This is a genomic window from Nostoc sp. DedQUE04 (genome assembly GCF_034530995.1).
Lineage (GTDB): Bacteria > Cyanobacteriota > Cyanobacteriia > Cyanobacteriales > Nostocaceae > Nostoc.
The window spans coordinates 16,731-41,938 of the sequence record NZ_JAVRCA010000052.1; the positions used below are offsets into that span (position 1 = coordinate 16,731).

Below are 25,208 nucleotides of genomic sequence, written 5' to 3' on the forward strand. Positions count from 1 at the left end.
TGGTGGAAAAGCGGAAGATGGAGGAATCGAACCCCTACAGTTGACTGTACCCCGGTTTTCAAGACCGGTTGCCGACCATTTAGCGGCATCTTCCTTGAAGGGGTGTCTGAGGAGGCTTGAACTCCCTAATGACTGGTTCCACAAACCAGCGCCGCGACCACTTTGGCTTCAGACACCATCAGTGGAATCAATGGGACTTGAACCCATAACCTCCTGCTTGCAAGGCAGGCGCTCTAGCCAGTTGAGCTATGACCCCATGTGGCAGGAGTGACAGGATTTGAACCTACATAAAACCGTTTAGAAGACGGTTGCCTTATCCATTAGGCGACACTCCCATAAATTGGTAGCCCCGGCAGGGATTGAACCCGCGACTTCCTCTTTGTAAGAGAGGCACTCTCCCAACTGAGTTACAGGGCTAAGAAAGCGATCGACGAGATTTGAACTCGTACCTAGAGTTTGGAAGACTCAAATGCTGCCATTACACCACAATCGCATTGAAGCTGATGATAGGAATTGAACCTACAACCTACTGTTTACAAGACAGTTGCTCTGCCAATTGAGCTACACCAGCATTTGGTAGCGGAGCCGGGATTTGAACCCGGTATGTGAAGGCTTATGAGACCCCAGAGCGCACCATAGCTCTATCTCCGCGATACCCCTGACTGGATTTGAACCAGCAACTTCCAAATTTTAAGTTTGGCACCTCTTCCACTTGGGTTACAGGGGCAAGTTTTGGTGGGCGCTACAGGAGTTGAACCTGTGTCAGCCTGATTAAGAGTCAGGAGCATAACCGTTCTGCCAAACGCCCAAGATTGGATGGGTCGCCCAGGGGTTGAACCTGGATGAATCCGCTTAAAAGGCGGCTGCATACCCGCTCTGCCAACGACCCAATTTAATACCCTTGGTGGGAGTTGTTCGCGTAAGCGTTCCCGAAGGGTACACACAAAATCTGGTTTCTAAGACCAGCACGTTTGCCAGTTTCGTCACAAGGGCAAATGATCGGAATGGTAGGATTTGAACCTACAACCTTCAGCTCCCAAAGCTGCCGCGCTACCAAGTTGCGCCACATCCCGTTAGTACTCCTGACGGGAGTTGAACCCGTACACAGACTGTTTTTGAGACAGCCGCCTCTTCCAGTTGGGCTACAGGAGCATAGGCTGGGAAGGAAGGAATCGAACCCTCAAACTTCGCATTCAAAGTGCGACGGCTTTGCCTGTTTGCCTACTTCCCAATAAATGGCTGCCTCAGCAAGAGTCGAACTTGCAACCTCGCGGTTAACAGCCGCTTGCTCTGCCATTGAGCTATGAGGCAATGTGCCAGTCCCCCAGATCCGGATTGAACGGATGACCTCCTGTTCTTCAGACAGGCGCTACTACCAACTGAGCTACCGGGGGATAAGGCGAGAACGGAGAGACTTGAACTCTCAATCTTCAGTTTCGTAATCTGAGATGTTATCCAGTTACACCACGTTCTCATAAGGCGGAGAGAGAGGGAGTTGAACCCACAGTGAGATGATGAATCTCACAACTGTTTAGCAAACAGCTTGCCCTGCCAATAGCAATCTCTCCATAATGGGCCGGGCTGGAATTGAACCAGCAACACTGAACGCGGCGGTTTTACAGACCGTTACCTACACCAATAGGTGAGCCGACCCATGAGGCAGTGCTGACGGGACTTGAACCCGCAATCTCCTGCTTGAAAGACAGGTGGCTTTACCAATTTGCCTACAGCACCATGTATGCCATGTAAGTTGAAAAAGCTGTTGATTCATAAACAGGAATTGAACCTGCATAGACTGTTTTAGAGACAGTTGCCTTACCATTAGGCGAGTATGTAAGCTTTTTCGGTCAGGACACGGCAACGCACAGACGCTTGTTTTGAACCCAGAACAACAGTTTTGGAGACTGTGGTGTTGCCGTTACACCATCTGTGCATTTGGTCGCAGTGGTGGGATTTGAACCCACATAAACCAAGTTATGAGCTTGGGGCTTTGCCATTAAGCTACACTGCAATGCTTGGAGTCCGAGGTGGGGATTGAACCCACGATGATTAGTTTTGCAGACCAACGCCTTCCCACTTGGCTACTCGGACACACTTGGAAGCCTTGACGGGAGTTGCACCCGCTTCTTTCTGACTGAGAATCAGAACGACTTATCTATTCGTCCACAAGGCTATTAGGCGGGGATGACGAGACTTGAACTCGCGGCTTCCTGTTCGACAGACAGGCACTCTTAACCAACTGAGCTACACCCCCAAATATGGCATCCTATTAAGTTTTCAAGGTTCAGAAGTGTTTGCGCTATGCCTTTTTGAGAGGCTGTAGTCTTCCACTACATACTACATAATGTATTATAAAATGTCAAGGGCATACTACAAACTTTTTGAAAGAACTGAGAGGGCAGTGTTACGTAATCGAGCTTATTGCCCTCTCTGACTAGGTTTGAAGTAAATTACTCGTTATCACTCAGGCGTTGTGTGTTCCAAAACTGTTCGGCAAATGCTACTGCTGGGTGAATTGGGGCTTTAGGCTTGTTTTTAAGTACCATTCCAGCTTCATGCGGTAAGTGATCGCTCTTGATTGAATTACACTTTTCACACGCAGTTACAACGTTGTCCCAACTGTGTTGTCCACCTTTTGAGCGGGGTATTACATGGTCAAGGGTCAGATGCTTGCTGCTACCGCAGTATTGGCAGGTGTGGTTGTCTCGCTTGAGTACCTCACGCCGATTTACAGGTGGTACTTTCCAGTGCCGTTCGGGATTACCAACAGTCAAGCGAATATGTTCGGGAACTTGTAGTACAACACTAGGTGAGCGCACTTCCCACTGCTTTGTACTGCCAAAATTCAACGATTCTGCCTGACCTGTGACTAACAGCACGATTGCTCGTTTGATGTTGATACGTGCCAGTGGTAGGTAGTTCTTAGAGAACACCACCACCGAATTTTGTAATATGTGTGGTTGAGCTTGCATACGTTAAATCCACTCCTCAAAAAATAACCCCCGCCTCTGGTGAACAGGAGCGGGGGTCAGGTAGTTGATACTTTTTGCCCTATGTTGGTGCTGTAAGACATTTGCACCTCCCGCTTTGGATAAGTTGGTCTAGATTCAGCCATCCAGCAATCGCTTCAAAAATGCCTTCACTTGCAGATTTACAGCCTAATAACCGATACATTCTCTCAAACGCAAGCAACGCGAATACTCTGCCTAAACCCTTGTTGGGTCGGCAATGCATCGCGCTACTAATGGTTGAGGAGAATCTGGTTATCATTGAAGGCTTGTAGTATTTGTAATTGAGACTTAGATTAATAATACAGTTGTAGTATACATTTGTCTATTGCACAATTCTGGGCATGGGCGAACGCTGCGTGAATGCCTTGGTGGTAAAGGCTAAATTTGCAGATGGGGCATCATTTTTTCTCAGCACAACCTTCTAAAACTTTATTCCCCAGGATAAAAATTGCCGAGTATGGATACTCTTTATCTGACATACCATCGCTACAGGCATCAACTTTTTTGATGATTAAGATATTGTTACCTTTGCCTTTAAGTCGGTAAACTCGCACTAAGTCTGTGGGACGCGCCTCTGCTTTTAGAGGTGCAACATAGGAGAAGGTTTGCTGTTTTGTGTCTGGCGAAGAGTAGACAATTCCCTTCTTGCTCACAGTAACACTCCAAAAGGGTTCTGTACCCCTAGCGATGAATTCTTCACTACTTGTAGTTTCTGCAACAACGAGACTATTGCTAGTAATAGATGATTCATTGGCAGTACTAGGACTGTTAGCTAGTAAGCTAGTGCCAAATAAGAGCAGAGTAACATAACAGATGAAACTTTTCATGTATCGAGGTATAGCTACTAATTTGCAATATTCTTGTATGTTATTGGACAACTGTAAATATACGGCACTCAAAAGACGTGGAACAGTTCTGCCCTAATGCTCCCCTCAAGTATCCGATTATCCTCTAAGAAAAGGCGATGCCTACGGCGGTAAACTACGCACCAGATCGCCTTTATCCTCTAAGAAAGATTGTTAGTTGAGTGCAGCAGCGATCGCATGGGTATATTAGACCCGTCCTGTTTCACCTATCTGATCTGCATCGTCTGCTACTCCACTACGAAAGCGCACTTCTAAGCCGTGTTCTTTTTCCCAGTCACACTCAGCTATCAACTTAAAAGTAGGAATATGCAGGTCATACTCAACGTGGGGCGGCACATAGATATATGAGAAAGTCACCTCATCCCAAACCTGAATGGGATTAGCCAGCTGCGGCATTTCTTCATCCCCTATCATCTCACGATATACATTATAATTTTGCAGCACCAAAGGCGCAGTGATGCTTAACACATCGCTTGGCAAGGCTAAAGCTTGCCGAATAGCTTCACGCTGGAGCGATGAGAGTTCCCCTATCTGCCCCTGTTCAAAATCCACACAAATTGGTACACAGTGATCGCCTAAAACAGCATATTGTTCTAGAGTCCAGTGGTTGGATTCGTTTCTTATCTGTCCAAACTCAGCATCGTAATAACTCGCCCAGAGTTTCTTCATCATCTTTAATATATGCGTTCTTAATATATATAGTTAGCAGTTCCACATTCCCTAGATTTTGTGTAGTCTGCAATTAAGAGTACTTTACCTCCTGGAGTAGGCGATCGCAGCGTAGCACTGTATCTGACCCATCTTGTGGCACTGGTGCTATAGCGATCGCTCAATGCTAAGTAAAAAAGTAATCACGAGGATAAGTTAGTTGGCGTATAGCTACTAGCTATGACGCTACTCAAGCTTTTATTGGTACATGAATACTTGAGTGTTTGTTTCCCTCTTTTACTTATCTTCATTATTAAGATCATTATGATCATGGGTAATTGATGCTATTATGAATGTAGCGATAGACTTTTAGAATTTCGCCCTGTTTTGCGTTACAATATGCGTGGCGGGGCTAAATTATCATAAGTATTTGCAAACTGCCCCCTCCACAAGGGCAGTTTGCTGTAAGAAGGGAACTAAAGTATTAAGGACGAAGTTCTAGAAGTCTATCGCTAATAGCTTCAGGCTTTTCCTTCTACTGGACTTTTCGCTACAAGCCCCGTTTTATTTCTCAGTAGAGGTTAAAACTGATGAATTTAATAGAACATTTTTGCTCTTTGCTCCGCAATTCTAAGCCAGTGCAAAGGGGAATTTTGCTTACTCGGAGAACTATTACTGTAGGTTCTGCCTGTCTCCTTTCATTAGGTATTGGAGGCGGAGTTGCCTATAAGGAATGGCAAACTCAAAGCCAGCGCCAAGGACAGGTACAAATTAACAACTGTTTCTTTGTGCCTACACCATCGGCGACACCCATACCTAAGCCTGCACATACAGCAAAACCTACGCCTAAGACGGTGACTTTACCGGAATCAGCATAGGAATTAAGAGGCGATCTAGTCGAAGAACTGCGTAGTCGTAGCCCGTCGTAGACATCGCTCTCAACAAATAAAGGCGATGCCTACGGTGGTAAACTACGCACTGGGTCGCCTTTTTCTCTAAGAAACTGATCTCTTCTCTCACTCTCTGATCCAGCCTGTGGTTCTGGTTCTGTTCTGGAAGAATCACTCAAAAGCAAAGGCGATCGCACCCTGCATCGCCTTTTTCCTCTAAGAAAATGTTGAGTTTGTATTAGACTACGGACTTGTTAACCCCTGGTAGGTGCTACGAATCATCACATTAGCTAACATAGAGAACATATCTATACAGCACTGCATTAGTGGAATATGCTTTTCACTAAAAGCGTTTTCAGTATCCGCACAAACCCCAATAATCCAGGCTAGTTTTCTATTTGACCAATCTCCTTTTTGATGATCCCAAGATTTTGTCAGCACTGCTCCAAGCATTACAGATTTATCTTCTCCGTACTTATCATTTCGTTGAGTTTCCCACATTTGTTCTCCCATTTTAGAACCTGATATCAAAACACAAACCCCCTTATCTTTGAGTGAATCTTTAAGACATCGAATAGTTCGTGAATGGTCTTTGTGCATTGGAAGTGAGCTAATCGAGCGGTTAGGGTTATACTTTCCAGCACGAGCAAATGTGTAGTAATAATCATCAGCACGACGATCTCGAATACATGCCCATACCCTTGTGCCTGGAGGAACAAGGAGTTGAAATAGTTGAGCTACTCTCTCTAGCAAAGTTATTATTTTGTCACGATTTTGTTGCAACAGAGGATATGGTGCTGGAGTACATCCTGGATTTGGTGTCGGCGTGGTGTAAGGTGGGACGCTTACTAACATTTCAAGACACATATCTCGCACCTGGTGCATTAACTGATGCTCTATTTGACTCCGCTCATGAAAATTTTTATATGACGCTAAAGTGTTGTAAGAACGTACAAGCCGATAGATTTGTGGCAGAAGTAAGACGACAAGGATGCTCAATAGCAAGCAACCAACGACTATGGAGCAAATCGTTTCATTCGGAATTATCCATTTTGCAATTGTAGTCACCATTCCAAGCACAATACTTACAATCAAAGATTCTGCTAGTTCCTTACGTGCTGTTGATAACATAGGTATATAAAAGGCAAAGGTTTACTAAAAATATGCAAGCAAGTTAACAACAGCATAAGGAATGCTTGCGATACCAACTTTCTTCCTTTGCTGTGTTTTTTACACAATTTTACCAGCAAAGTGGGCGTGACCCACAAAAACTTGTGGCTTTAAGAACATATTTTTTGTAGATATGGAAAATTAATTTATCAGGCTTCCGCATTGTGAATATTAATGCTTTGTGACGAAGGTAACTGTGGGTTATTCTAGGAGAGCCATATATTAGTGGGTAGCAAGGAGCAACACTCAAGAATATGAGCACAGAAAAGCCAATAGCTAAGATGCGCGAGAAAATGGGACTTACTCAAGCAGAACTTTCCCTGCTAGTTGGAGTATCAGAGAATACAATTGCCAACTGGGAAAAAGGTAGTGCATCAAAATGGATTCGCCACTTAAGTAGACTATGTAAGATTCTTAACTGTAGCTTAGAAGACTTAGAACCAGAGAAACAACTTCAAGAACATTACCGTTTTGACTTAACTCCCAATACGCTGAACGCTGTAAAAAGTTACTGTCTGGCACTGTTTAATAACGATAAAAAGGCAGTAACGAAGATTTCATCCTTTGCTACTCTCTATGACAACCAACTTCGATACTGGCTTGACCAAGCTGATCGAATAATTAATCAGCCTCAATGTGATGCGAGAGAGCAAGTTAAGGAAGTTGATTGCGAAAAAATTATTAACGCTTTGATTCTATACAATCTTATTATTCAATTGAGCTATGTTTTGCCAAATCAAATAACGCTTGAAAAGTTTTGTGAAATATCAAAAAAAGTTAGACTGTCCCATGAGTTTTTGAGCAAAGACATTTGCTTTAATGAGCAGCACTTTTCACGAAAACTAATTCTTCAAACAAGATATTTGTCTGTGTATGTAATTGGTTGGGAACCTAGTCAGGAATCACCGATGCACCATCATGGGAACTCACTTGATGCTATTTTGATACTCGAAGGTGAAATGACGCACTGGTTACTTCCACCTGAAGAATGTAAGAGTGAAAATGTACCAAGTGAAAATGTACCATTTGAAGCATATCCATCAGGTCAAAAATTTTCAGGTAAAGCAGAAAAGTTTACAGTGGGTGATTGGGTTTTTATTGATCGTCATTATGCTCATCAAATAGCAAACTCATCTGCAAAAAGACTTGCTACCCTTCATGTCCGATTTGGAGCGCCACCTGATGATGACAAGTGGGAACCGAGTGAAGACCAGCCAGTGAGTATATTGCAGCAGACAAAGCAATATCAAGTAATGCCTTGCTTAGAGCCTCTTTTTCTAAAGTTGCTATGAAAGTCTTTGCTTATGCTGAGAGTAGGTTGATTAATCGCCGATGATGTAGGTTTTGACAAAATCTATAAAAAAGGCGATCGCACTCTCAAACCCGCGATCGCCCTTTTCCTCTAAGAAAAATTGTTAGTTAAGTGCAGCATTAATGGCATCACTAATTTCTTGATGCTCCAAATTCCTGGTATACAGTGCCGCCGTTGTAGCAGCTTCAGCGATGATGGTGTACAGTACTGGTGAATCTGGAGTCGCTTTAGTCAAATACAGCAAAGCTTTGATTAGATGATCCTCTGGATTTTCCTTCTCTAGCTCCTTTAGAGCATCATAATTAGTTCTGGAATCCAGAGCTAATTGCTGATAATCAGTTTTGGGTTTGAGAAATTTTAGAATATTGGTTGTTGCATTCCCTACAGGGTCAGCAGACTCAAAAGCAATGGCATTACCACTGCTGATTTCATCTAAAGCTCTCACCTGTGCATGGTCAGCCACCGCATTAGCCGCAGCCGCCAAAATTTTACGTAAATTAGGATTTGTGTTTGTCACGCTCACCAAAAATCCCAGGCATTTGCTGTAAAAATCTCTAAGATGACTGGCGTAGATTTTTTTAACTGCCTTGGCATCACCCTTTTTATATTCCTCTAATGCCTGACGCTGCCATTCATCAGTCGGCTCTCCCAATTTTTCTAAAAACAGATTAATTACTGTTTCTAGTGTTAGTTCTGTAGATACTGCTGCTTGCACCATTGTTTTATTACTCCTAAATCCAATTTTCAAAATTTTCAGCTTCCACCTGGGGCAAGTACAATTTGTCCCAGTTGCGATCAAACTGCTCCCTAACGATCCTTGAGACAAAGCCAACAGCATTATCTCTGTCATAATGGATACCAATCCGAAGGAACGCTAAATTTTGCGTCCCTAACATGATGTAATTCAGGCCCCTCCTAACAACATCTGGGGATAAAACAACATCCTTTAATGGGTTGTCTGGGATATCCTTAACTTCATGTTTGTATGGGGGTAACGCTTCAACTCCTTGCAAAACAACAATTTCTGCCCACTGCCGAAATGAGATTTCCCGATGAAGGGCATCAAATTTAGCCAACTGTTGATAATAATCTCGATGGCGGCCTATCCACCCCCTCACATATTGAGTGACTAAAGTTTTTTCGGTATCACCCGAAACCTCCCTGAAAGTGTCTATCCTCTCCGCGTCTTGCGGGGAGACGTAGTAGTAAGACAACAGATATTTATGGGCCATTGAGCTTTCTTGTTCATCCATCTTTATTATAAATGTTGGATGTTTTATTAGAATTGTGGCACGTTTTCTTAAATTTGTTATATTTTCAGAATAAATATATCCCCGGCGCTGGCACGTCGGGGACTTATCGCCCACCGTAGGATTCGGCTACAGGAGCAAAACTATTATGAGTGCAGAAGAACAAAAACGCGAGTACGTTCTAAATGCGATCGCAAGTTACCCCAGTCAGGCACAAGCAGCGATCGCTCTTGGGACATCACCCAGAGTTATTTCGCAATGGAACACAAACAAAGCCACGCCCAGAGAATTGGCTGTTAGAGTCGTGCAACTACTACAGGTTTTGAAAGAATCAGGGATTGAGCCACCCCCACCAATAGCTTTTTAATTTTGAGCTTATAGATTTTAGTCATTGCCCCCTACTGGTTAGGGGGTTTTTAATTTAGTCAGATAGTTTTTGCACCAAAACTTAAGGCTCACAATCCTTGTAGGCAGAGGTAAAACGCTGATTATTTGCAGCATTAATCAGGTATAGGAGACAAACAATTTACTCCGAAAACCCAGCTTAAACAAACAGTTTGGTGCAAAAGATTAATCAATTTGGTGTCAAAACTTGGTAAATTCCCTGCCAAGTTTCGCAAATATTTGATGCAAATTAGGAGGTAAAGAAAATTGGTATGCACATTGCAGAAAATACTTAACCGAGAGTTGAGGCAGGTTTATGAGGCTTTCATAGGAGATAGAGTTGCTGATACTACATGGCGAACTGTAAAGTGTTTCATCACAGAAACAGGGTTAGACCTAAACTCAAATAATCTTCACGAATACGCACTTCTTAGAAAGCGATACCCCAAGCTATCACTAACACCACTGGAATTTAGAGCTTTATTAGTAGCAGTTGATAAAGCTAGAAATTTACTACCTCAGTTTATAACTGGTGAAGAATTTATCAGATTACTGATTACCCAAGAAATTAGACCAGACATCTCGACAATTTATAGATGGTTTAAACAATCTGGCTCTAAATACAACAAATCAACCTGTTATTCAACTGAGATAATGTTTGCTGTGATTTATCGAGCAGTTGTTTGGAAATTCATTGACACAAGGAAGAACAGAAAAAATGGCTAGTTTACCAGCAGGAGTCAGACGAGTTTACAACTCTCTCTACAAGCGTAGAGTTACTGGCGGTAATTCTTATACTCCTACTCCTACACAGATTAAAGAGTACTTTGATTCTCAAGGCTTTGATATTGATAGTATTACTGATGAACAATTCAATCAGACTGTTAATCATTTTTCTAAAGGTGAATTGTCTTTAACAACTCAGCAAGAGTCCACCCTCTTAGAGAGCCAGTCTGTTGCCGAAGTTTCTCCGGTTGTAGAAACTGGCGTTTTGAATCAGGATAATGTGAACGGAAGTGACGATATACCTGCTGAATCCAGCCTCGTTTTGACTGAGCAACAGTTACAAGGCATCGTGAGTACTAAAGCCGTGGAAATGTCACTTCAGTTATCTAATTCTGATATTGAGTATGTAGCTGGTCAAATTGATAGTATTGACACCACATTAAATGATGTTCTCAATCAAACTGAAAACTTATTGTGTGCCTACGCTGACCATAAAAAGCAGGAAGGTATACAAAAAATTGATGCAATGTTTGGGCGGGTTTATAACCATGTTCAGTCTAACAATGAGGATACATCGCAGCATATCTCTCTTAGATTGCAGCAGTTTGGGCGTGATGTAGAGCAATCACAACAAGACTTTAAAAGCTCAGTCTTTGCTACTCTCGAACGCCTTAAAGTTTCAAAAAATTCAGCGTAGAGTTGCACTGCTAATCGTTGCATTTCTCTGGCTAATGATTGGGTGCAGTTGGAGCGTAAAAATGATGAGCGATCGCTACTCCTATCGTCAAATCCAACAGTTGAAAAAATATCACAGACAAACTGAGGTATGGAATGAATATAAAAAACCACATGAAAACTAAAGGTAGACGCATCCAATCCAGGATGCAACATACTTTTGGAATTGACCCAGCTTTTTTAATTAAGTGCTGTGAAGGGGACGAAACATCACTAAAAAAATTAGGGCAGATGGGGCGTGAAGGGGCATTGATTACTAAACTTATGCCTAAAGTTCAGGCGGCTGCACTTTCAACAATTCAGGGAACACAGGATTTAAATGTTGGTATTGCTCAAGTTATTAAGCAAGCTGCCAGTTCATCAATAGCAATTGATAGAGCCTCGGCTGAGGTAATGCTTGCTAATCAGCGTTATGGAAACGATCGCAAAGAACTAGCAGCAACATTTGCTACATCTAAGCAAACTGAAGTAATCCGCCACAGTCAAACAATTGACTACATCAAGCTTAATGCTTACATTGACCAACACATGATGCACGTTGATGGCGATACTCGTTTGTTGGAAGCAAGCAATAAACCAGAGTTTCGGCAAATTGACGCTGATTTGGCAAGAAAAGATAGAGTCGCTGACCACCTACTGAAATATGGCGATATATCCCAACCTGAATTAATACCCCAGAAGAACTATATAGGTGGAGGGTTCGGGGAATCACTAGCCAAAATTAAACGGGCAATTCTCGGATTCTAGTAAAAATATAGTGTCACTATGCTGTCAGAGGAATTAGAAGAACTGAGTGAAAGTGATGGAAGTGTTATGTATGCGCCAGATACAGCACTTCCCAAGGATTTAGCAGAGATTCTGCAACAAGAATTGCAACGCAGAGAAGAAACTTTACTCGTCAGAAAAAAGATTTTTACTTTTTTTGTGAGTTGGACTTTTCACGCCACAGGAGTAGCGATCGCTAAGTGGTGTTTAGTCATTGGTGGTAGTGGTGCTTTGTGGACAGCTGCAACACTGTGCTTCACTGTTGCATTTGTCCCAACCTCGTTTCTAATCTCTGGTATCAACATCAATTACATAGATGGTCAACTTCAGGTTTCAAATATGCAAAAAGCAGGTAACTTACTTATTGGTGGAGTAACTGCTAGCATTACAACTTACTTAGCAGTTAAGGATTATCAAATACTCTACGATTTGTCCAATCAAACCATAGTTCAGATTTCAGAAGATATTAGGACAATTCAAAAACAGTACCCTCAAACCGATCCGTGGCTGTCAATTGTTATTGCTGGGGTTTTATTCTTTGGAGCAATATTTGCTCAAGGCATAGCTAATCGGAGGTAAACAGTGAGCAAGGGTGTAGGTGCAGCTGTAGAACTGGGTACGATTGGGGTTTTATTTTTGCTGGCTGTATTTTGCACCCTCTTTTCTCTTTCTAAACAGCCCTACGACCTAGTAGAGGTGAGATTCTGTCCCCCTTCTGCTAATGGGCATAACACGCCAGAACAGAAAAAACTTGATTTGGAGTATTGCTCAGTTCCTCGGTTTATCCTCCGCGAGGAATGGGACATGAGGGGGTTATTTGGTAGCCGTATTCCCGAACGTGAAGACGTGCAATTTAAGCGCTTGCTACCAACTGATAACCCCAATCAGCATTGGGCGTTAACTGGAACAGCTATAAGCCTTGGCGCGATAAGTTTGGTAATTTATACTCGCAACTCTTTGCTGCAATCCAAATATTACAGCTGGTTAGAGGACATTAAGACTACCAACTTTGAACTGTGGCAGGATAAGAAATCACAGCGAGATTTAAAAACAGTTGCTACTCAATTAAATACTCAGTTCAAGGCTGATATCTACTCGGCTGTAGATAATCAAAATCGTGTTGAAGCTGGGCTAATTTCCACTGAGAGATTAGTCCAGCAACAGCAGATGCAAGACAATCTGGGTATGACTCAATACGAGTTGATAATTGCTGAATTAAGAAAGAAAATTGCTGAAGAACGATTAGGTGAAGCCAAGGCTGATAAGGAAAAACAGAAAGTTCTGGGGGATAAGGAACAAAACTCAGTTTTTAATTCCAAATCAAACAAGCTTGAACTAGAAGAACAGTATCAATGGATTAACAAACTTTTGAAGTTGCCTTTTAGAGTCTTGAGTGGTGAGCAGGGTTCGGGTAAGTCCACGCTTGAACGCTTAATGATTCGACTCCTCAAGGATGATGGCTGGCATATTGTCATCATTAACCCTGAAACTAATCCTGCTGTTTGGTCTGGTGTTCAGGTATTGGCTGACGCTGATGAAATCAATACTTTTTTCGAGGCATTCCCCCAAACCATCAGAGATCGTCAGCAACAGGCTAGGAGGCTCGGAATTGATGAGGATGATTATTTAGACCACATCAAAGATAAGAGCGGGCTAGAGGGGAAAGTAGCTATCTTTCTGATGGAAAGCAATACATACGAGGTTCACGGTGTAGATGCTGATTTATGGGCTGATTTATTAAAGCAGTCATTAACAAATATTAGAAAGTGGGGTTATACAGTTTGTCTGACTGCTCATTCAGATAATCAGACTAGTATTTCTAGCAAATTGCAAGGTTTTTCAAAGCTAATTGATAGCTCTCCCAGAGTCGATTGTATTGCTAAAGCTGGGTCAAACGGGGAGGCTATTAGTATCGGTAAAGCGCTGTTAAAAATGAAAGGGGTAAATGACAAGAACCCTGTAGAAGTTGAGCTTTACAACTATCCAAAAAGTAAAAACTTTAGTAGTGAATCAGTCGCATCACCCTCAGTCCAAACTAAACAACAATCAACAGTTAGTAATGGAGATTGGCATGAGGAAATAAAGAAATGGGTAAGCGAAGTGGGAAGACCATCATCAGTAAACGTAAAAGCAAAGTGGGAAGAACTGACAGGTCACAGACTCAACGACGAGGGGCTAAGAGAACTAATGAAGTATCTGGGTCTTTAAACTGGGATGCTCGTTATGGAGATATTAAGAAGTACAAAAAACAATGTGCGATCGCTCATCAATCTGCAAAGGGCTTGTGCTGTGTGTGCCTCGTTCGTCCCTCAGAAGAATTACATCATGCCAGATATGGGAATGATGAGATTGGTCTAACAGTATTCCCTGTCTGCTTAGACTGCCACGAGCAGCTATGCCATTCCTCTTTTAATTGGCAGAAGGATAAAAGTAATCCTGTTTGGAACAATCAAAATACGCCAGAGTTTACAAGGCGCTTAAAACTCGGTTATCAGCTTTTATATGGTGGGATTGAATGAAACAACTATTTACTGACGATTACTTTCTACTTCGTCAGGGGAATCATTAATAATATACACAAAGGAATATAAGGTATAATACAAAAACTGCAAGCACTTAAAAATGATGCAAACACTACCACTAGAACTTGAATTAGCAGCATCTCAAATTGCTGCACAGCACTATCCACACAGGCGCTTCAAGCTAATTTATAAAATTGTAAATAATTTTATTGATATCGAATTCTAAGGATACTATACAGAGGATTTTGTTAGCTCACGCAACCGCCCATCAAATCCAAGTGATAATTTTTACCGTGATCAAAAAATAGATTTCACAGTTGGTTATGGAAACAATCGACTCTCCGTATCTGCATGGTGGCGAGGAGCGATATTAACTTTTGATTACAATACTAAATATTGGAGCAATGAAGATGGAGAAGAAATTGCTTGTCCCTATCCAGATGGTGAACAATTCGAGATAATTGCAGCAGAGCTTTATCCTTTATTACAAAAGTACTGTTAATGCAAAATCATATTATTGGTATTTATTTGAATACTAGGACTTTTAAAGAGTCGGATAAAAGACAGTACGTAAACGCTTGTAATGAAATAATTAACACCTGATATGTATCCAGAATGCCCTCTTGGGCTAGAGTGTACAGAATTTGGTGAACAAACAAAATTTGGTAAACATAATGAATTTGATTGTTATTCATGGTGGAAATGCCCTAACAGAGAATACTGTGTTGGGGTTTGTGAGGCTTGGGAGATTCCATTACTAATTGAAGATGGATGTACAGAAGTAAAATTATTTTTGCCTTATAACTATCATGAAAAGACTTTTGCTCAAGAGATAAGAAAATATGGATATGCAGAAGCCGAAAAGTTTCCATATCATAGAGGTAAGCATTATGATTTTTATACAGTAGATAATGAGTTATTAGTCATAGAAAATAAATTTAAATATGGCTTTGCGATCGCAGTAAATCTTAATCGCAAGGTTTATCACATTAAATATGATAGGTATGTAGTTGATAAAAACGGTTTATGGTGGTGTACTTTAGGCAGGCCACCAAAAGTTTCTTAGAATTTTCTTAGAGGCAAGTGAGACAGGGAGCCAAGACGCGTAACGGCTTGTCCATCCAAAAAGTGAGAGACAACAGCACAATGGCACTCAAATTTTCTGGAATTCGCTATCTAGGCGTTGTAGTCCTTATTAGAACAGCGACTTATAAATAACTTCTATAAATAGCCCTTGGGGAATATAACCCCATCAAAAGCCCAGTCATCGTAACTGGGTTTTTGGTTTAAGTGCGATGCCTGCGGCGGTAAACTACGCTCATTAGCCAAGACACGCGACGCCGATAGCGTAGCGTTAGCGGAGCGGTAGAGAGGTACGAGCGTCCGCAGGAGCGTCATAGCCCGTCGCAGACATCGCCTTTTTTAATCAAGCATTAACCAAAATTTACCAAAAATATTTCTTGTTTATGTATATGTTTCTAAGTAGAGTTTCATAAATTCTTTACTACTGTTTCTCATGAAAATTCGTAAAACTTTGCTTGGATTAACAATTGGTGTACTTTCCACAGTGAGCATTTTGGATATCTGGAACATTCAAAAAGTGAAGGCTGACTCTTTAATTGATACCAATTCTGAACTGAAAGTTTGCAGCAAATTTGTCGCTGGTACATACCTCACGACAATTAAAGACAAAGCAGGAAAGTTTGCTTCACGCGCGCTGATCACTCTCACTGAAGAAGGCAACTTGATTAGTAGTGACTCAAACCAAGGTGGTGTTACGGGTCAGTTTGATCCTTTTACCACATCTGTGGGTACTTGGGCGTGTAATGGAAAGAAGGAGATTACAGGTAGGGCACTCAACTTTAGTCTTTCAAACAAGGGCGGTAGCGGTATTGCAAGAAATGATTATAGAGCTACTTTTAATCCGATAACTCAAACAGTAGAAGGGACAATTGAGCTTCGTCTGTTTCCTCTACAAGGGAATCCACTACAAGGTAATGGACAAAATGGTGGATCATTCTTCTTTACAGGTCAGCTTGTCACTGCTAAATAAGATGAGAAGTTAACTTAATATATAGCGTTATTAGTGCGATCGCTCATCATCCTCGCTTGAAAATAGGGAAGCGATCGCATCATTCAAATCCCAGTCACGACGACCGAGTTTTTGGGCTTGAGAACGGTTCTCATTTTTTCTTAGAGGAAAACGAGCTTGGCCATTGCTTGTTCGACTTGTCCGTACCAAAGTTCGGCTTCAATGTCTGCGATAAATTTTTTATCAGCCTAGAGCCGAACCCAAGACAATTATAATTGCGCGTGGATTCTAATGCAGCTATGAATTTTCCGTTTTTGGTGATTGCCTTACTGCTAGCTTTGACTAATATTATTTCGTTTAGCAACTTGACCTTTTGGTATTTAAATGAATTGGCAACTGAGCCAAATGATTCATTAAAAAGGATAAACAAAGAATCAAACCAGAGTGTCGTAGAAATGAAGTATGTGGGTTTGCATAGACAGAAACCACCTCAGATCACGCTCATGTTTGATATGACACTATGGAATAACCGCTCTGCCCCTCGTTGGTTTATCTTACCCTATAGCCTCAGCCCAGGTGTTAAGTATGAAAAAAGCGGTGTTTACGGAGCTAGTATCTTCGGTTTTGAGGGGAAAGGTAAAGTTATAGTTGGTCGTTTCCACGGCACAGGCAGTTTTCAAGCATTATTTTTACCAGCAGGTGCAATCATTAAACTACGAAACTTTCCCATAGAGTATTGGGGAGAACTTCCCAAAGACTCATTACCAATAGAAGTAATCACAGCTACTAGTTTAAACATTGGCTCTCAAACAGCTAGAGCATGGTTTGGTCAAGATCCAACGAGCGATAAAAGTGCAGATGTTACCCAACAGCAGTTGCAAATTCTGAGTTCAAAATATACAACAGATGGTCATGAGTTGCCTGTTTCAATTGTTGAAGAACGTCACTTAAAGCTCAATATTAGTCTCCCTCAACACTTTTGGGAGCATCCCAATGCAAGCTTAACTCTTTTCCCTCACCCTCTTGTTTAACTGCGATGCCTACGGCGGCAAGCTACGCAAGGTCTGACCAATTATCTGGGTACAGAGAATGGGTGAAGGTCATCAGTATAATTAAACTGCGGTTTGACCAATTGTAATGCTTTCTAGCAGTATGAAAGCCTATTCTTCATCCTTACCGAAAGATACACAAGGACTATCAATTAGGTATTGAGCCGAGATGCGACCAAAAATCTGCAAGATGACCTGAAAAGGTTTGATTTTACGTTGTAAATAACGGCTTTTTTGACTCGAAAGTAACAAGTTATCAAAACCAGACAGGGTAAGGGTTTCCAGACCATCTTGCAGAAAATTACTCAAATCTCGGCTCCATACCTGATTCAGAAACTTTCCCGAATTCGGGAAAGTTAGATTCATAACTTAGTTCACTTTTTGAATGGGTGATCGATCAAGTCCGGACGTGCTTTGCTGCTACTTAGAGGACGGTGGGGAAAATGCGAGAGCGTTAACTCTCCCTGTCTAGGCGATCGCTTGTTTGTCGAGTGTATAACGAATGACCCTAAACTACGACACCCCACGACCAAGATATCAGAAATATTTGAGATAATAATCTATAGTTTTGTTGAATCAAGTTAGTTGAGGTCTATATGGGAGAGTCGAAACGCAGAAAACTGTTAGATCCTAATTATGGAAAGCCCAACTTTTTAACCGCATTAGATTTATTCGGTAATGGGCGATCGAGCGAGGAAATAGTTTTAAGTATTTTGAGTGGGCAAACCATTTTATCGTGTTTTCGCATTGAAGATGAGTCGGGAGTTGGTGGTGATGCTTTCATAGAAAATGATATTTCTGAAATAATTGGAGATACTGCTCCAAGCGCTGCCCACCTGAAAACGGCTTACGAAATAGCAACGCAAGAGAATATGATTAAACTTGGCATCAGAAGACAGCACGAGCAGGGTAAGGGACTCTTAAGTTTAATGGATGCAAAGTATAGACAATTAATAGGATTCCACGTTGAGAAAAAACCCAAGGAAGTTAAGCCAGAGGTTGTTGATGCTGTATCAAGTTGATGATTTTGATGAAGATGCGATCGCCAACCTCAAGCGGCAATATTTTTGAGGTGATAGGAGAGATATTGGAGCGGGTAGACTACTACATTCAATAAAATTGAAAAAATAATGGATAAAAGTTTTGTATATCAATTTCTAGTTTTTTTCTTTGATTTTTTAGGAAATCCAATTAATTTAGAACCTGTGAGTAATGCATTTACAAACGCACTTAGCCTTGAAGTAACAAATGTATCACTGGAGAATGATTCAATCAATAAAACTATAGAATCATTGGGCTTTAAAATTTTTCTATATCCTACTTTAACGGTTCTATTAATAGGTGTATCAAAAATAGTCACCAAATTAATCAATCAAGGCGCTCAAAAAGCTAAAGATATCATGGGGGATTTAGATAATCTAGCAGTAGGTTATGATTTAATGTTAGGAGGCATATTAACTCTAATTACCGAAACTCCAAAAAGGCAATCTAATACGGCAACTTTTACTTTATTAGCTATTGCATTTATATTAATTAATCTATTCTGGCTTGTTCCAGTAATAGTAGGATTACTTGGATGGGATAGTGTAAATAATAAAATAACTGTCAAAGGATGTATTATTCTAAATGCTATTGCTATTATTACAATGTTTGGGATTTATTTCTTATTAGCTTATATAGTACCTGCTAGTAATTAAATTGCTAGTTAAGTTTCAATGCTCAATTCATAAAAAATAAAAATAAAGCCATGCTCCGACGATATACTTCTTTTTTCCGTTTTTTATTGCCTATTATTTTATTTTTAAATTTAACCTTCGTAGGATTAATAGTATTTTCCTATGGATTAAAGTCAAATGATGCTAATGTTGATATTCACGAAATATCTCAAACAGAACTAATAGAGTCTTTTCTACCTGTTATAACAGCTATTGTTAGTATTGGAATAGGATTTCTTGCAGGACGGACTGAAGCTAAAGCTAAGAAAGATAAAATATCACAATCTGAAAAAATAGAGTTTCGACAAGAAGATTTACAGAACGAAAATGATATATTAATACGAAAACTAGCTGAACTATACATAACAAGTGATTCAAGGATTTCACTAACAATTAATCGAATCATGAACCTCTTAGAAAAAATAGAAATAAGTACAAATGAAAACTCTCAAGATTTAATTAAAAAAGCTGAAATAGCCGAAGAATTGGTTAAAAGTATTAATAAAGACAAAAATCTAAAAAGAGATATACAAAATATAATACGTTTCATGGGAGTAGATAATTTTTTAAAAAGAATAAATAACCCTATTGTAAAAATAGCGTTTACTGATGAAAGTACATTAAGGCAAATCCTAAATAATAAAAATCAGGGTGATTAATCAAATAAAGAGCAAGGTAATACGTGAGTTACAGAAAATCATTGTAGAACTACAGCAAGAAATAGAGCGTTTAAAAGTCAGCCGAGATTTAGATAGCTCTAATTTGCAACAACTCAGCCAGTGTTTTTTCATCAACAAATATATCCTCTAATTGACACATTTGTTGGTTGAGTAAATAAAACACAATCTTGACCATTGAGGGTTTGCGGGAATGCTCGTTGCAAGCTGAGATATTCGAGCATTTATAGTCAACACCTGTCATTTGACGACAATCTAAACCCATTGGACAGTACATAAAATGGAACGCTTTGTTTTTATAACGTAGATTGTCAAAAGAAATATCAACTAATCAAAACCTCGGCAACACTGTACCCGTGCCTGCGTCTTTTTTTGTGCGGACATAAGCCTTTGTTGTATCGGTTTTACTGTGCCCAAGTTGGTTTTGCACCTCAAAAACATTTTTATGCTCGACTGCTCTTGTCGCGTGAGAATGCCGTAGCCAATGGCAAGAGAATTTTAACTTTGCCACTTCAGATATATCCTGAATCAACCTTTTAATAGCTCTGTCGCTCAAGGGCAAACCGCGCTTTTTCGGGTCAGGCGAGACATTTGGAAACACTGGCATCTTATCACTAGCCATCCCCCGATACTTTTTCAACAACTTTGAAGTCTCGTGGTCTAAGCCAATTTCTCGGTACTTGCCACCCTTACCCCAAAACTTAATTGTGTAATACCCCCGTTGTCTATCCTCCGGCGTTGGGTCAAATTGCCATTTAAAATCGCGCCAATACAAGCCCGGATAATCTTCCTTGGGTTTACCCCGTTCATCACCCGGAACCGTTACTCTACCAACTTCGCCAACCCGCATCCCACTGTAAAAAATCAAGTTAAAAACTAGCCAATACTTGCCCCCCATAAAAGAGGCAGCCTTACCCAGCTTTTCCATTTCCCAATCTTCTAGATACCGCTCTGCCTTCGGTAAAACACTGAAATTATCGTAATTTATCGTACTTGCAATATTCCGCAAAAAATAGCCAATACTCTCCCCGCTCCCATAACTCCAGAGCGATCGCAATATCAGCACTCGGTTCGTTTTAGTATAAGGGGAAACCTCACCCCAAGAAGCAATAAATTCGAGTAACTTTGGTTGCTGGATTAATCTTAAATCAGGTATACCTTCATTCCGTACCCAATCAAGCAATTTTTGACCAAAACGGTAGTATTTACGCTTAGTTTGTTCGCGGTTTTGACTGCCAGCCCAGGCTAAAATTAACTCCTCATCATTACCCACCGCAGGCGTGCGGTAATAATATTGCCGAATTACCTCCTCTACCAACTCCGGGGTTACTTGAGCCTTCGTGTTTTTAATTACACTTGGTTGTGGAGTAGTAGGCAGAATTTCGACCTGCGCCACCTCAATATTAGTAACATCCATTTGGTCTTTAGGGTTACGCGACGATAAACATATAGCTTCCTGGAAGGGCGCTTTCAGGAAGCTTTTATATTATTCTATTCTTTAAGTGGATGTGCTTAACTGCTTGCTCCAGTATTTGTGGTCAATTAATGCCCTGCCTTTGGGGTTTTTTGCGATCGAGATGTAGCATTTTGAGTAAGCCTCTGTTTCAAGCACAAGCCACCAAGTCTCTTCAGTTTTGTCAGTTGCTTACTTTAATCAATCTCTGTCACTAGCCATTGCCACTCGGTGACTACAGAGTTGGGTATATTGAGAACCAATGGCTGTCCACTGTCTATTGGCACATGAAGTTTGAGCGCATCGGTGGTTGGCAATTTGGGTAAAACATCAGTTAAGTTATATTCGCCTACATTTGGAGCGGGTGCAGTTAAAGCGTAGACATCTGATGCACTTAACAATTTTCCTGATGTTGCCTCAATTTCTAATGGTTGGGGATGGGCAATTTCAACTACACCAGGAAACGCCACTAAGCGTAATCTTAAGTCTCTAACTGGACTGTTGTAATTTTGTTTGAACAATAGCACCTGCCAAGCGTACCCAAATTCATCTTTGATAGATACTTGCGAGTGGTAGCGCAAGACACCAGGGGAATCATGATGTTGACGTAGCAGTGCCTGGGCTGATTCCACACTCCATCCACCAAAAGTTAACACTAGAACGATTACCAAGGCGCAACGCCAAAAATATTGCCAAAATTTTTGCTTTATTGCACACATCTTAATACTTATTTGACTGGATGATAAAGACCGTCTTTTTGAGAAAATTCCCATCCCAGGCCCCTTGGGTCGCGGTTACGAGTCCAACTGATAAATTCTTTGGGGCTAAGTTTTTCTTTTTCGGTTGTGAGGCTTGAAGAAGTTAAACCTAGTCGCGGTGCTAAGTTTTCAGGAGGCAATGCAAGGAGTTCAACTTGGATTTGCTGGTATGGGTTAGCTTGTCTTCGAGGTCTGGTGTTGCTGTATCTACCAGAAGCCATTGCCCGTGACAATTTTTCCAACTGCCCAGAGATAGCCTCTAGTTTGGTTTCCAGCTTCTTCTCTAGCTGCAAAACCGATTTACTGCTGGGGGCAACATCGATATCAATATTGCTATCAAACTTAGATATCAATTCCTCTAAGCCTTGCTGCAAGGCAATTGTATGTCCTTGGCGATGCAGCCGCGATAGTTCTCTGACTACTGGAATTAGGGCAGTAGGAACGCGAATCATTTCGCTTGGTGGGGTCTTGTGGTCAGCCATTTGATATCAATTTTGATAGCAATGAACTGATGATAGATGAAAAGCGTAGCTTGCGGCCGTTAGGCATCGCCCACAAGAATTTTCTTAGAGGAAACGCGATGCAAAAGGCGGCAAGCTACGTTTGTAGACAAAAACTGGACATACCCTCAAAAATGGTGATGATTAATTTAATCTGCAATCTTTTTCTAAAATTTATGCGTTTAATCAGTCGTTTTCAGGCTTTGGCTATTGCCACTGGGCTAGTTGCTCTGTTGGGGTGTTCGCCAGCACCAAGCCAGCCACCAACATTAACTCAATCGCCAACACCGACAACAGAAAAACCATTACAAACGCCGATTGTACCTACCTCAATAAGCCCTCACCTGCTTTTGGGAAATCCCAGCAGCGCAACTCCCACAAAGCTTACGCCTGATAATTACCTCATGGTAAAAAACCAGTATGCACTTTCTTACAATCAAACCAAAGGGACTGCCAACTGGGTAGCTTGGCAGTTAAATAAGTCATGGCTAGGGGACGCAGAGCGCCAAAATAACTTTCGCCCTGATAGCACTTTGCCTGCTGGTTTGTTACGGGTGACTCCTTCTATGTACTCTGGTTCAGGATATGACAAAGGGCATATTGCACCATCGGGCGATCGCACCCGGACAGTAGAAGATAATACAGCTACCTTTTTAATGACCAACATGATGCCGCAGACACCCGATAACAATAGAAATACGTGGGGGAATTTAGAAGATTATTCCCGATATTTGGTAAGCCAGGGAAAAGAACTTTACATTGTTGCAGGCCCTTTTGGTAGCCAAGGCGAACCCCTCAAAGGTAAGGTGACGGTTCCTCAGACAACTTGGAAGATAGTTGTCGTACTAGACAACCCCGGCGCTGGGCTTGATGGTATTACTGCTAATACTCGTGTCATCGCGGTGAACATCCCTAACCAGGAAGAATTAAATAATGATTGGAGAGCTTACAAAGTAAGTGTTGATGAATTAGAAAAACTCACAGGATATGATTTTATTTCTAATGTTTCGCCAAATATCCAAGAAGTTATTGAAAGCAAAGTAGATAATTTGTAAAAAGGTCAAGTTTCAACAACTTTCGTAGAAATACCCGCTAAATTTACCGCCGGGGTTTGACCAACTACATAAACATCAATTTCTTTGTTGCCGAGGCGATACACCTGCAAATTAGTCAGGTTTTTCTTAAGTTCCTGCACAAGGGTTTGAAATCGTTTTACGGTTGCTTTCTCTTCTTCTTCATGCCAATCTTCTTCTGTCGTTGCCACTTGAAAAAAATCGTCAACTCCCACAATTTCAACGGGCGTATCTTGAGGATGATTTGTCTGTTGTATAACTTTTTCAGGCGTTGCAGGTGCAGCATCTTCCCAAAGAAAAACTTCAAACGGGTACTCCGACTCACTCATCATAAGTAAACCATCTGCTGCTGTACGAAGCTGGTCTAAAATTTCTGAATTAGTTTTAGTCATAAGCCATTATCATAGAGCGTAGTTTACCGCCGCAGGCATCGCACCATCAACGGTATCATCCCAAAAGCTGAAGCAGCTGCAACAAACCCTACACAGTATCATCCATCCACCCACACGGGCAATCCCAGTGAACACGCGCTGACCAGTCCCGGTCAAATTCAGCACCGCACTGGGGACACTTGCCAGTAAACATCGGATGCCAATCAATCAATTCTAATTGTTCTTCTGGTGTCCATCTTTGGCGGGGCTGCACAATCAACTCGCCATTGTAGTAGCTTGCCCCTTCTGGTTCCCACAGTTCTGCTGGTTCGGCGTTGGGGTCTTCTCGAAAGTCCAAACAACTGTTCCCCTGTGGCCCTGCTGGGTGAACGGCACAGACGAAGTGAGGATTATGTGAGTAAAGGAGACAGCGATCGCACTCTGGAAGTTTCGGCATAGTACCAGTTTAGTTGTTATAAAACTGATTTCTGCTATTAACAAGATATTTGCTTAACAGGATGCTGCCAATAATCTGATTTCTCTAATTCTCCTCTGTTTGTCGCTCGAAAATACTAAACCACCATAAGCATCATTTGGATATACTAAATTTTTTTCACTATCAATTGTTGATGAAAATGTAGAGTATGCTTTTTGAGCCGTACTTATGGGATTGCTTACCTTTACCCCGTTCTCAGTAGGATAACGCGAACTAGAAGCAGTAATTTGATGCACTTCACTTGTAGTTACATTCTTAGAATTTGAAAGCCCCTCAATTTCTAAGCCATCGTAATTCCAAGTAGTAATATATGCGCCATAACAAACATCGTCATACTTTGTAGTTCGACTTTTCGGTTTACCCAATTTTTTGATAATATCCTTTTGTTTCATCCCCAGCTTAATATCACCTATGGATATTTTAGATACATCAATTGCTTTTTTAGTGGACTTATCAAGAAGATTACTATGATAGTTTGAACTGTTATTCTCACCTATAGCTATAAAATTTACAGCGAGTAGTATCCCAAAACCAATTCCTACTGCTAATTTTTTAAACATAATCTGACTTAAGGTATTGCTAGTTTAAAAAATTATGCCACGACTTGATTAAAAGCCCTCTGGAAATTGCGCTCTATAAACGGGGATTAAAAGAGGCAGTTTAAACAGCGATCGCACTCTAGGATTTTTGGCATAGTACCAGTTTATCCAGCACAGGTAGCGATGCCTACGGTAAATGCTTGCCTACGCACTCCCAATTTTTCCTCGCTTGTATTATTTAGGGAGAGGCGATCGCTTTAGTAAAA

The 25,208-nt window shown here is 41.2% G+C and carries 31 protein-coding genes and 25 tRNA genes; 16 read left to right on the plus strand and 40 right to left on the minus strand.

Going from position 1 to position 25,208, the window contains the following annotated elements; genetic code table 11:
* Positions 1–11 precede the first annotated feature (11 nt).
* The 28 genes from RM049_RS27880 to RM049_RS28015 all read right to left on the minus strand — a co-directional run bounded on the left by RM049_RS27880 (position 12) and on the right by RM049_RS28015 (position 4,549).
* Positions 12–94, minus strand: a tRNA-Ser gene (locus RM049_RS27880).
* 88 nt (positions 95–182) lie between these two features.
* Positions 183–256 (minus strand) — tRNA-Ala (locus tag RM049_RS27885).
* A 3-nt stretch (positions 257–259) separates the two neighbouring features.
* Positions 260–335: transfer RNA gene (locus RM049_RS27890), tRNA-Arg, on the minus strand.
* 6 nt (positions 336–341) lie between these two features.
* Positions 342–417: transfer RNA gene (locus RM049_RS27895), tRNA-Val, on the minus strand.
* A gap of 5 nt (positions 418–422) precedes the next feature.
* A tRNA-Gly gene (locus RM049_RS27900) sits at positions 423–493 on the minus strand.
* A 5-nt stretch (positions 494–498) separates the two neighbouring features.
* Positions 499–571, minus strand: a tRNA-Thr gene (locus RM049_RS27905).
* A 3-nt stretch (positions 572–574) separates the two neighbouring features.
* Positions 575–652, minus strand: a tRNA-Met gene (locus RM049_RS27910).
* A gap of 1 nt (position 653) precedes the next feature.
* A tRNA-Leu gene (locus RM049_RS27915) sits at positions 654–727 on the minus strand.
* A gap of 6 nt (positions 728–733) precedes the next feature.
* Positions 734–808, minus strand: a tRNA-Lys gene (locus tag RM049_RS27920).
* Between the two features lie 5 nt (positions 809–813).
* Positions 814–890, minus strand: a tRNA-Lys gene (locus RM049_RS27925).
* Positions 891–896: 6 nt separating this feature from the next.
* Positions 897–993 (minus strand) — tRNA-Leu (locus RM049_RS27930).
* Between the two features lie 6 nt (positions 994–999).
* Positions 1,000–1,073: transfer RNA gene (locus RM049_RS27935), tRNA-Pro, on the minus strand.
* A gap of 4 nt (positions 1,074–1,077) precedes the next feature.
* A tRNA-Leu gene (locus tag RM049_RS27940) sits at positions 1,078–1,152 on the minus strand.
* Between the two features lie 5 nt (positions 1,153–1,157).
* Positions 1,158–1,231, minus strand: a tRNA-Gln gene (locus tag RM049_RS27945).
* 5 nt (positions 1,232–1,236) lie between these two features.
* A tRNA-Asn gene (locus RM049_RS27950) sits at positions 1,237–1,311 on the minus strand.
* A 9-nt stretch (positions 1,312–1,320) separates the two neighbouring features.
* A tRNA-Phe gene (locus RM049_RS27955) sits at positions 1,321–1,394 on the minus strand.
* Between the two features lie 6 nt (positions 1,395–1,400).
* Positions 1,401–1,474: transfer RNA gene (locus RM049_RS27960), tRNA-Arg, on the minus strand.
* A 6-nt stretch (positions 1,475–1,480) separates the two neighbouring features.
* A tRNA-Ser gene (locus tag RM049_RS27965) sits at positions 1,481–1,568 on the minus strand.
* Positions 1,569–1,572: 4 nt separating this feature from the next.
* A tRNA-Tyr gene (locus tag RM049_RS27970) sits at positions 1,573–1,654 on the minus strand.
* A 6-nt stretch (positions 1,655–1,660) separates the two neighbouring features.
* Positions 1,661–1,734: transfer RNA gene (locus RM049_RS27975), tRNA-Glu, on the minus strand.
* Positions 1,735–1,861: 127 nt separating this feature from the next.
* A tRNA-Trp gene (locus RM049_RS27980) sits at positions 1,862–1,933 on the minus strand.
* 3 nt (positions 1,934–1,936) lie between these two features.
* Positions 1,937–2,011 (minus strand) — tRNA-Ile (locus tag RM049_RS27985).
* Between the two features lie 5 nt (positions 2,012–2,016).
* Positions 2,017–2,091: transfer RNA gene (locus tag RM049_RS27990), tRNA-Cys, on the minus strand.
* Positions 2,092–2,096: 5 nt separating this feature from the next.
* Positions 2,097–2,173: transfer RNA gene (locus RM049_RS27995), tRNA-Glu, on the minus strand.
* Between the two features lie 6 nt (positions 2,174–2,179).
* Positions 2,180–2,254, minus strand: a tRNA-Asp gene (locus RM049_RS28000).
* Between the two features lie 196 nt (positions 2,255–2,450).
* Positions 2,451–2,972: an HNH endonuclease gene (locus RM049_RS28005; protein WP_322706478.1), complete on the minus strand. Its 522-nt coding sequence runs from the start codon at positions 2,970–2,972 to the stop codon at positions 2,451–2,453.
* A 437-nt stretch (positions 2,973–3,409) separates the two neighbouring features.
* On the minus strand, positions 3,410–3,838 hold the full coding sequence (locus RM049_RS28010; protein WP_322706479.1) for a hypothetical protein: 429 nt from the start codon (positions 3,836–3,838) through the stop codon (positions 3,410–3,412).
* 225 nt (positions 3,839–4,063) lie between these two features.
* A complete protein-coding gene (locus tag RM049_RS28015; protein WP_322706480.1) occupies positions 4,064–4,549 on the minus strand; it encodes a DUF6985 domain-containing protein in 486 nt (161 codons plus the stop codon).
* A 566-nt stretch (positions 4,550–5,115) separates the two neighbouring features.
* Between RM049_RS28015 and RM049_RS28020 the strand changes: the two genes are divergently transcribed.
* Entirely contained in the window at positions 5,116–5,403 is a 288-nt protein-coding gene (locus tag RM049_RS28020; RefSeq protein ID WP_322706481.1) for a hypothetical protein, read from the plus strand.
* A 255-nt stretch (positions 5,404–5,658) separates the two neighbouring features.
* On the opposite strand, the gene RM049_RS28025 is transcribed toward RM049_RS28020, so the two are convergent.
* Positions 5,659–6,546: a hypothetical protein gene (locus tag RM049_RS28025; protein WP_322706482.1), complete on the minus strand. Its 888-nt coding sequence runs from the start codon at positions 6,544–6,546 to the stop codon at positions 5,659–5,661.
* Between the two features lie 293 nt (positions 6,547–6,839).
* Here RM049_RS28025 and RM049_RS28030 point away from each other — a divergent pair, with 293 nt between their 5' ends.
* Positions 6,840–7,877, plus strand: a complete 1,038-nt coding sequence (locus RM049_RS28030) for an XRE family transcriptional regulator (RefSeq protein ID WP_322706483.1) — start codon at positions 6,840–6,842, stop codon at positions 7,875–7,877.
* Between the two features lie 123 nt (positions 7,878–8,000).
* Here the strand turns inward: RM049_RS28030 and RM049_RS28035 are convergent, their stop codons facing one another.
* Entirely contained in the window at positions 8,001–8,615 is a 615-nt protein-coding gene (locus RM049_RS28035; protein WP_322706484.1) for a hypothetical protein, read from the minus strand.
* Between the two features lie 13 nt (positions 8,616–8,628).
* Positions 8,629–9,150: a transposase gene (locus RM049_RS28040; protein WP_322706485.1), complete on the minus strand. Its 522-nt coding sequence runs from the start codon at positions 9,148–9,150 to the stop codon at positions 8,629–8,631.
* Between the two features lie 145 nt (positions 9,151–9,295).
* Here RM049_RS28040 and RM049_RS28045 point away from each other — a divergent pair, with 145 nt between their 5' ends.
* The 9 genes from RM049_RS28045 to RM049_RS28085 all read left to right on the plus strand — a co-directional run bounded on the left by RM049_RS28045 (position 9,296) and on the right by RM049_RS28085 (position 16,332).
* On the plus strand, positions 9,296–9,514 hold the full coding sequence (locus RM049_RS28045) for a helix-turn-helix transcriptional regulator (RefSeq protein ID WP_322706486.1): 219 nt from the start codon (positions 9,296–9,298) through the stop codon (positions 9,512–9,514).
* Between the two features lie 284 nt (positions 9,515–9,798).
* On the plus strand, positions 9,799–10,257 hold the full coding sequence (locus tag RM049_RS28050; protein WP_322706487.1) for a hypothetical protein: 459 nt from the start codon (positions 9,799–9,801) through the stop codon (positions 10,255–10,257).
* A complete protein-coding gene (locus RM049_RS28055; RefSeq protein WP_322706488.1) occupies positions 10,250–10,954 on the plus strand; it encodes a hypothetical protein in 705 nt (234 codons plus the stop codon). Before RM049_RS28050 ends, RM049_RS28055 begins: the two co-directional genes overlap by 8 nt.
* A gap of 134 nt (positions 10,955–11,088) precedes the next feature.
* Positions 11,089–11,739: a hypothetical protein gene (locus RM049_RS28060; protein ID WP_322706489.1), complete on the plus strand. Its 651-nt coding sequence runs from the start codon at positions 11,089–11,091 to the stop codon at positions 11,737–11,739.
* 18 nt (positions 11,740–11,757) lie between these two features.
* Positions 11,758–12,336 carry a hypothetical protein gene (locus tag RM049_RS28065; protein WP_322706490.1) on the plus strand — a complete coding sequence of 193 codons (579 nt, stop codon included), beginning with the start codon at positions 11,758–11,760 and terminating at the stop codon, positions 12,334–12,336.
* 3 nt (positions 12,337–12,339) lie between these two features.
* Entirely contained in the window at positions 12,340–13,965 is a 1,626-nt protein-coding gene (locus RM049_RS28070; RefSeq protein ID WP_322706491.1) for an ATP-binding protein, read from the plus strand.
* Positions 13,893–14,276 (plus strand): hypothetical protein, encoded by a 384-nt coding sequence (locus tag RM049_RS28075; RefSeq protein ID WP_322706492.1) that lies wholly within the window; start codon positions 13,893–13,895, stop codon positions 14,274–14,276. The genes RM049_RS28070 and RM049_RS28075 overlap by 73 nt, the downstream gene beginning before the upstream one ends.
* 607 nt (positions 14,277–14,883) lie before the next feature.
* Positions 14,884–15,345 (plus strand): hypothetical protein, encoded by a 462-nt coding sequence (locus tag RM049_RS28080; protein WP_322706493.1) that lies wholly within the window; start codon positions 14,884–14,886, stop codon positions 15,343–15,345.
* A gap of 450 nt (positions 15,346–15,795) precedes the next feature.
* Positions 15,796–16,332 (plus strand): hypothetical protein, encoded by a 537-nt coding sequence (locus RM049_RS28085; protein WP_322706494.1) that lies wholly within the window; start codon positions 15,796–15,798, stop codon positions 16,330–16,332.
* A gap of 30 nt (positions 16,333–16,362) precedes the next feature.
* On the opposite strand, the gene RM049_RS28090 is transcribed toward RM049_RS28085, so the two are convergent.
* Complete coding sequence (locus tag RM049_RS28090; protein ID WP_322706495.1) at positions 16,363–16,521, minus strand: hypothetical protein; 159 nt, start codon at positions 16,519–16,521, stop codon at positions 16,363–16,365.
* An 89-nt stretch (positions 16,522–16,610) separates the two neighbouring features.
* Here RM049_RS28090 and RM049_RS28095 point away from each other — a divergent pair, with 89 nt between their 5' ends.
* Entirely contained in the window at positions 16,611–17,342 is a 732-nt protein-coding gene (locus RM049_RS28095; protein ID WP_322706496.1) for a hypothetical protein, read from the plus strand.
* 129 nt (positions 17,343–17,471) lie between these two features.
* Here the strand turns inward: RM049_RS28095 and RM049_RS28100 are convergent, their stop codons facing one another.
* Positions 17,472–17,726 carry a hypothetical protein gene (locus RM049_RS28100; RefSeq protein ID WP_322706497.1) on the minus strand — a complete coding sequence of 85 codons (255 nt, stop codon included), beginning with the start codon at positions 17,724–17,726 and terminating at the stop codon, positions 17,472–17,474.
* Between the two features lie 230 nt (positions 17,727–17,956).
* Here RM049_RS28100 and RM049_RS28105 point away from each other — a divergent pair, with 230 nt between their 5' ends.
* The 3 genes from RM049_RS28105 (at position 17,957) to RM049_RS28115 (ending at position 19,734) form a co-directional block, all read left to right on the plus strand.
* Positions 17,957–18,382, plus strand: a complete 426-nt coding sequence (locus tag RM049_RS28105) for a hypothetical protein (protein ID WP_322706498.1) — start codon at positions 17,957–17,959, stop codon at positions 18,380–18,382.
* A gap of 108 nt (positions 18,383–18,490) precedes the next feature.
* Entirely contained in the window at positions 18,491–19,057 is a 567-nt protein-coding gene (locus tag RM049_RS28110) for a hypothetical protein (protein WP_322706499.1), read from the plus strand.
* 50 nt (positions 19,058–19,107) lie between these two features.
* Positions 19,108–19,734: a hypothetical protein gene (locus RM049_RS28115; protein ID WP_322706500.1), complete on the plus strand. Its 627-nt coding sequence runs from the start codon at positions 19,108–19,110 to the stop codon at positions 19,732–19,734.
* An 88-nt stretch (positions 19,735–19,822) separates the two neighbouring features.
* Here RM049_RS28115 and RM049_RS28120 read toward each other — a convergent pair whose 3' ends face one another.
* From RM049_RS28120 to RM049_RS28135, 4 genes are all read right to left on the minus strand, one after another.
* The gene (locus RM049_RS28120) at positions 19,823–20,029 is read right to left on the minus strand and encodes a hypothetical protein (protein ID WP_322706501.1); all 207 of its coding nucleotides are present in this window, start codon (positions 20,027–20,029) and stop codon (positions 19,823–19,825) included.
* A 54-nt stretch (positions 20,030–20,083) separates the two neighbouring features.
* Positions 20,084–21,169, minus strand: coding sequence for a site-specific integrase (locus RM049_RS28125; protein ID WP_322706502.1), 1,086 nt, complete (start codon positions 21,167–21,169; stop codon positions 20,084–20,086).
* Between the two features lie 233 nt (positions 21,170–21,402).
* Positions 21,403–21,924, minus strand: coding sequence for a DUF3122 domain-containing protein (locus tag RM049_RS28130; RefSeq protein ID WP_322706503.1), 522 nt, complete (start codon positions 21,922–21,924; stop codon positions 21,403–21,405).
* An 8-nt stretch (positions 21,925–21,932) separates the two neighbouring features.
* Positions 21,933–22,445 (minus strand): hypothetical protein, encoded by a 513-nt coding sequence (locus tag RM049_RS28135; protein WP_322706504.1) that lies wholly within the window; start codon positions 22,443–22,445, stop codon positions 21,933–21,935.
* Between the two features lie 194 nt (positions 22,446–22,639).
* Here RM049_RS28135 and RM049_RS28140 point away from each other — a divergent pair, with 194 nt between their 5' ends.
* The gene (locus tag RM049_RS28140; RefSeq protein WP_322706505.1) at positions 22,640–23,518 is read left to right on the plus strand and encodes a DNA/RNA non-specific endonuclease; all 879 of its coding nucleotides are present in this window, start codon (positions 22,640–22,642) and stop codon (positions 23,516–23,518) included.
* Positions 23,519–23,523: 5 nt separating this feature from the next.
* On the opposite strand, the gene RM049_RS28145 is transcribed toward RM049_RS28140, so the two are convergent.
* The 3 genes from RM049_RS28145 to RM049_RS28155 form a co-directional block, all read right to left on the minus strand.
* Complete coding sequence (locus RM049_RS28145) at positions 23,524–23,928, minus strand: nuclease A inhibitor family protein (protein WP_322706506.1); 405 nt, start codon at positions 23,926–23,928, stop codon at positions 23,524–23,526.
* Positions 23,929–24,016: 88 nt separating this feature from the next.
* Positions 24,017–24,364 (minus strand): hypothetical protein, encoded by a 348-nt coding sequence (locus tag RM049_RS28150; protein WP_322706507.1) that lies wholly within the window; start codon positions 24,362–24,364, stop codon positions 24,017–24,019.
* 53 nt (positions 24,365–24,417) lie between these two features.
* On the minus strand, positions 24,418–24,963 hold the full coding sequence (locus RM049_RS28155) for a hypothetical protein (RefSeq protein WP_322706508.1): 546 nt from the start codon (positions 24,961–24,963) through the stop codon (positions 24,418–24,420).
* Between the last annotated feature and the right edge of the window lie 245 nt (positions 24,964–25,208).

Coding starts and splice junctions, on each gene's coding strand:
- RM049_RS28110 (WP_322706499.1), top strand. CDS start 18,491: ATGGATAAAAGTTTTGTATATCAATTTCTAGTTTTTTTCTTTGATTTT.
- RM049_RS28035 (WP_322706484.1), bottom strand. CDS start 8,615: ATGGTGCAAGCAGCAGTATCTACAGAACTAACACTAGAAACAGTAATT.
- RM049_RS28025 (WP_322706482.1), bottom strand. CDS start 6,546: ATGTTATCAACAGCACGTAAGGAACTAGCAGAATCTTTGATTGTAAGT.
- RM049_RS28125 (WP_322706502.1), bottom strand. CDS start 21,169: ATGGATGTTACTAATATTGAGGTGGCGCAGGTCGAAATTCTGCCTACT.
- RM049_RS28005 (WP_322706478.1), bottom strand. CDS start 2,972: ATGCAAGCTCAACCACACATATTACAAAATTCGGTGGTGGTGTTCTCT.
- RM049_RS28105 (WP_322706498.1), top strand. CDS start 17,957: ATGGGAGAGTCGAAACGCAGAAAACTGTTAGATCCTAATTATGGAAAG.
- RM049_RS28020 (WP_322706481.1), top strand. CDS start 5,116: ATGAATTTAATAGAACATTTTTGCTCTTTGCTCCGCAATTCTAAGCCA.
- RM049_RS28060 (WP_322706489.1), top strand. CDS start 11,089: ATGAATATAAAAAACCACATGAAAACTAAAGGTAGACGCATCCAATCC.
- RM049_RS28085 (WP_322706494.1), top strand. CDS start 15,796: ATGAAAATTCGTAAAACTTTGCTTGGATTAACAATTGGTGTACTTTCC.
- RM049_RS28045 (WP_322706486.1), top strand. CDS start 9,296: ATGAGTGCAGAAGAACAAAAACGCGAGTACGTTCTAAATGCGATCGCA.
- RM049_RS28055 (WP_322706488.1), top strand. CDS start 10,250: ATGGCTAGTTTACCAGCAGGAGTCAGACGAGTTTACAACTCTCTCTAC.
- RM049_RS28120 (WP_322706501.1), bottom strand. CDS start 20,029: ATGTACTGTCCAATGGGTTTAGATTGTCGTCAAATGACAGGTGTTGAC.
- RM049_RS28080 (WP_322706493.1), top strand. CDS start 14,884: ATGTATCCAGAATGCCCTCTTGGGCTAGAGTGTACAGAATTTGGTGAA.
- RM049_RS28040 (WP_322706485.1), bottom strand. CDS start 9,150: ATGGATGAACAAGAAAGCTCAATGGCCCATAAATATCTGTTGTCTTAC.
- RM049_RS28130 (WP_322706503.1), bottom strand. CDS start 21,924: ATGTGTGCAATAAAGCAAAAATTTTGGCAATATTTTTGGCGTTGCGCC.
- RM049_RS28115 (WP_322706500.1), top strand. CDS start 19,108: ATGCTCCGACGATATACTTCTTTTTTCCGTTTTTTATTGCCTATTATT.
- RM049_RS28015 (WP_322706480.1), bottom strand. CDS start 4,549: ATGATGAAGAAACTCTGGGCGAGTTATTACGATGCTGAGTTTGGACAG.
- RM049_RS28145 (WP_322706506.1), bottom strand. CDS start 23,928: ATGACTAAAACTAATTCAGAAATTTTAGACCAGCTTCGTACAGCAGCA.
- RM049_RS28135 (WP_322706504.1), bottom strand. CDS start 22,445: ATGGCTGACCACAAGACCCCACCAAGCGAAATGATTCGCGTTCCTACT.
- RM049_RS28100 (WP_322706497.1), bottom strand. CDS start 17,726: ATGAATCTAACTTTCCCGAATTCGGGAAAGTTTCTGAATCAGGTATGG.
- RM049_RS28065 (WP_322706490.1), top strand. CDS start 11,758: ATGCTGTCAGAGGAATTAGAAGAACTGAGTGAAAGTGATGGAAGTGTT.
- RM049_RS28150 (WP_322706507.1), bottom strand. CDS start 24,364: ATGCCGAAACTTCCAGAGTGCGATCGCTGTCTCCTTTACTCACATAAT.
- RM049_RS28030 (WP_322706483.1), top strand. CDS start 6,840: ATGAGCACAGAAAAGCCAATAGCTAAGATGCGCGAGAAAATGGGACTT.
- RM049_RS28010 (WP_322706479.1), bottom strand. CDS start 3,838: ATGAAAAGTTTCATCTGTTATGTTACTCTGCTCTTATTTGGCACTAGC.
- RM049_RS28140 (WP_322706505.1), top strand. CDS start 22,640: ATGCGTTTAATCAGTCGTTTTCAGGCTTTGGCTATTGCCACTGGGCTA.
- RM049_RS28095 (WP_322706496.1), top strand. CDS start 16,611: ATGAATTTTCCGTTTTTGGTGATTGCCTTACTGCTAGCTTTGACTAAT.
- RM049_RS28155 (WP_322706508.1), bottom strand. CDS start 24,963: ATGTTTAAAAAATTAGCAGTAGGAATTGGTTTTGGGATACTACTCGCT.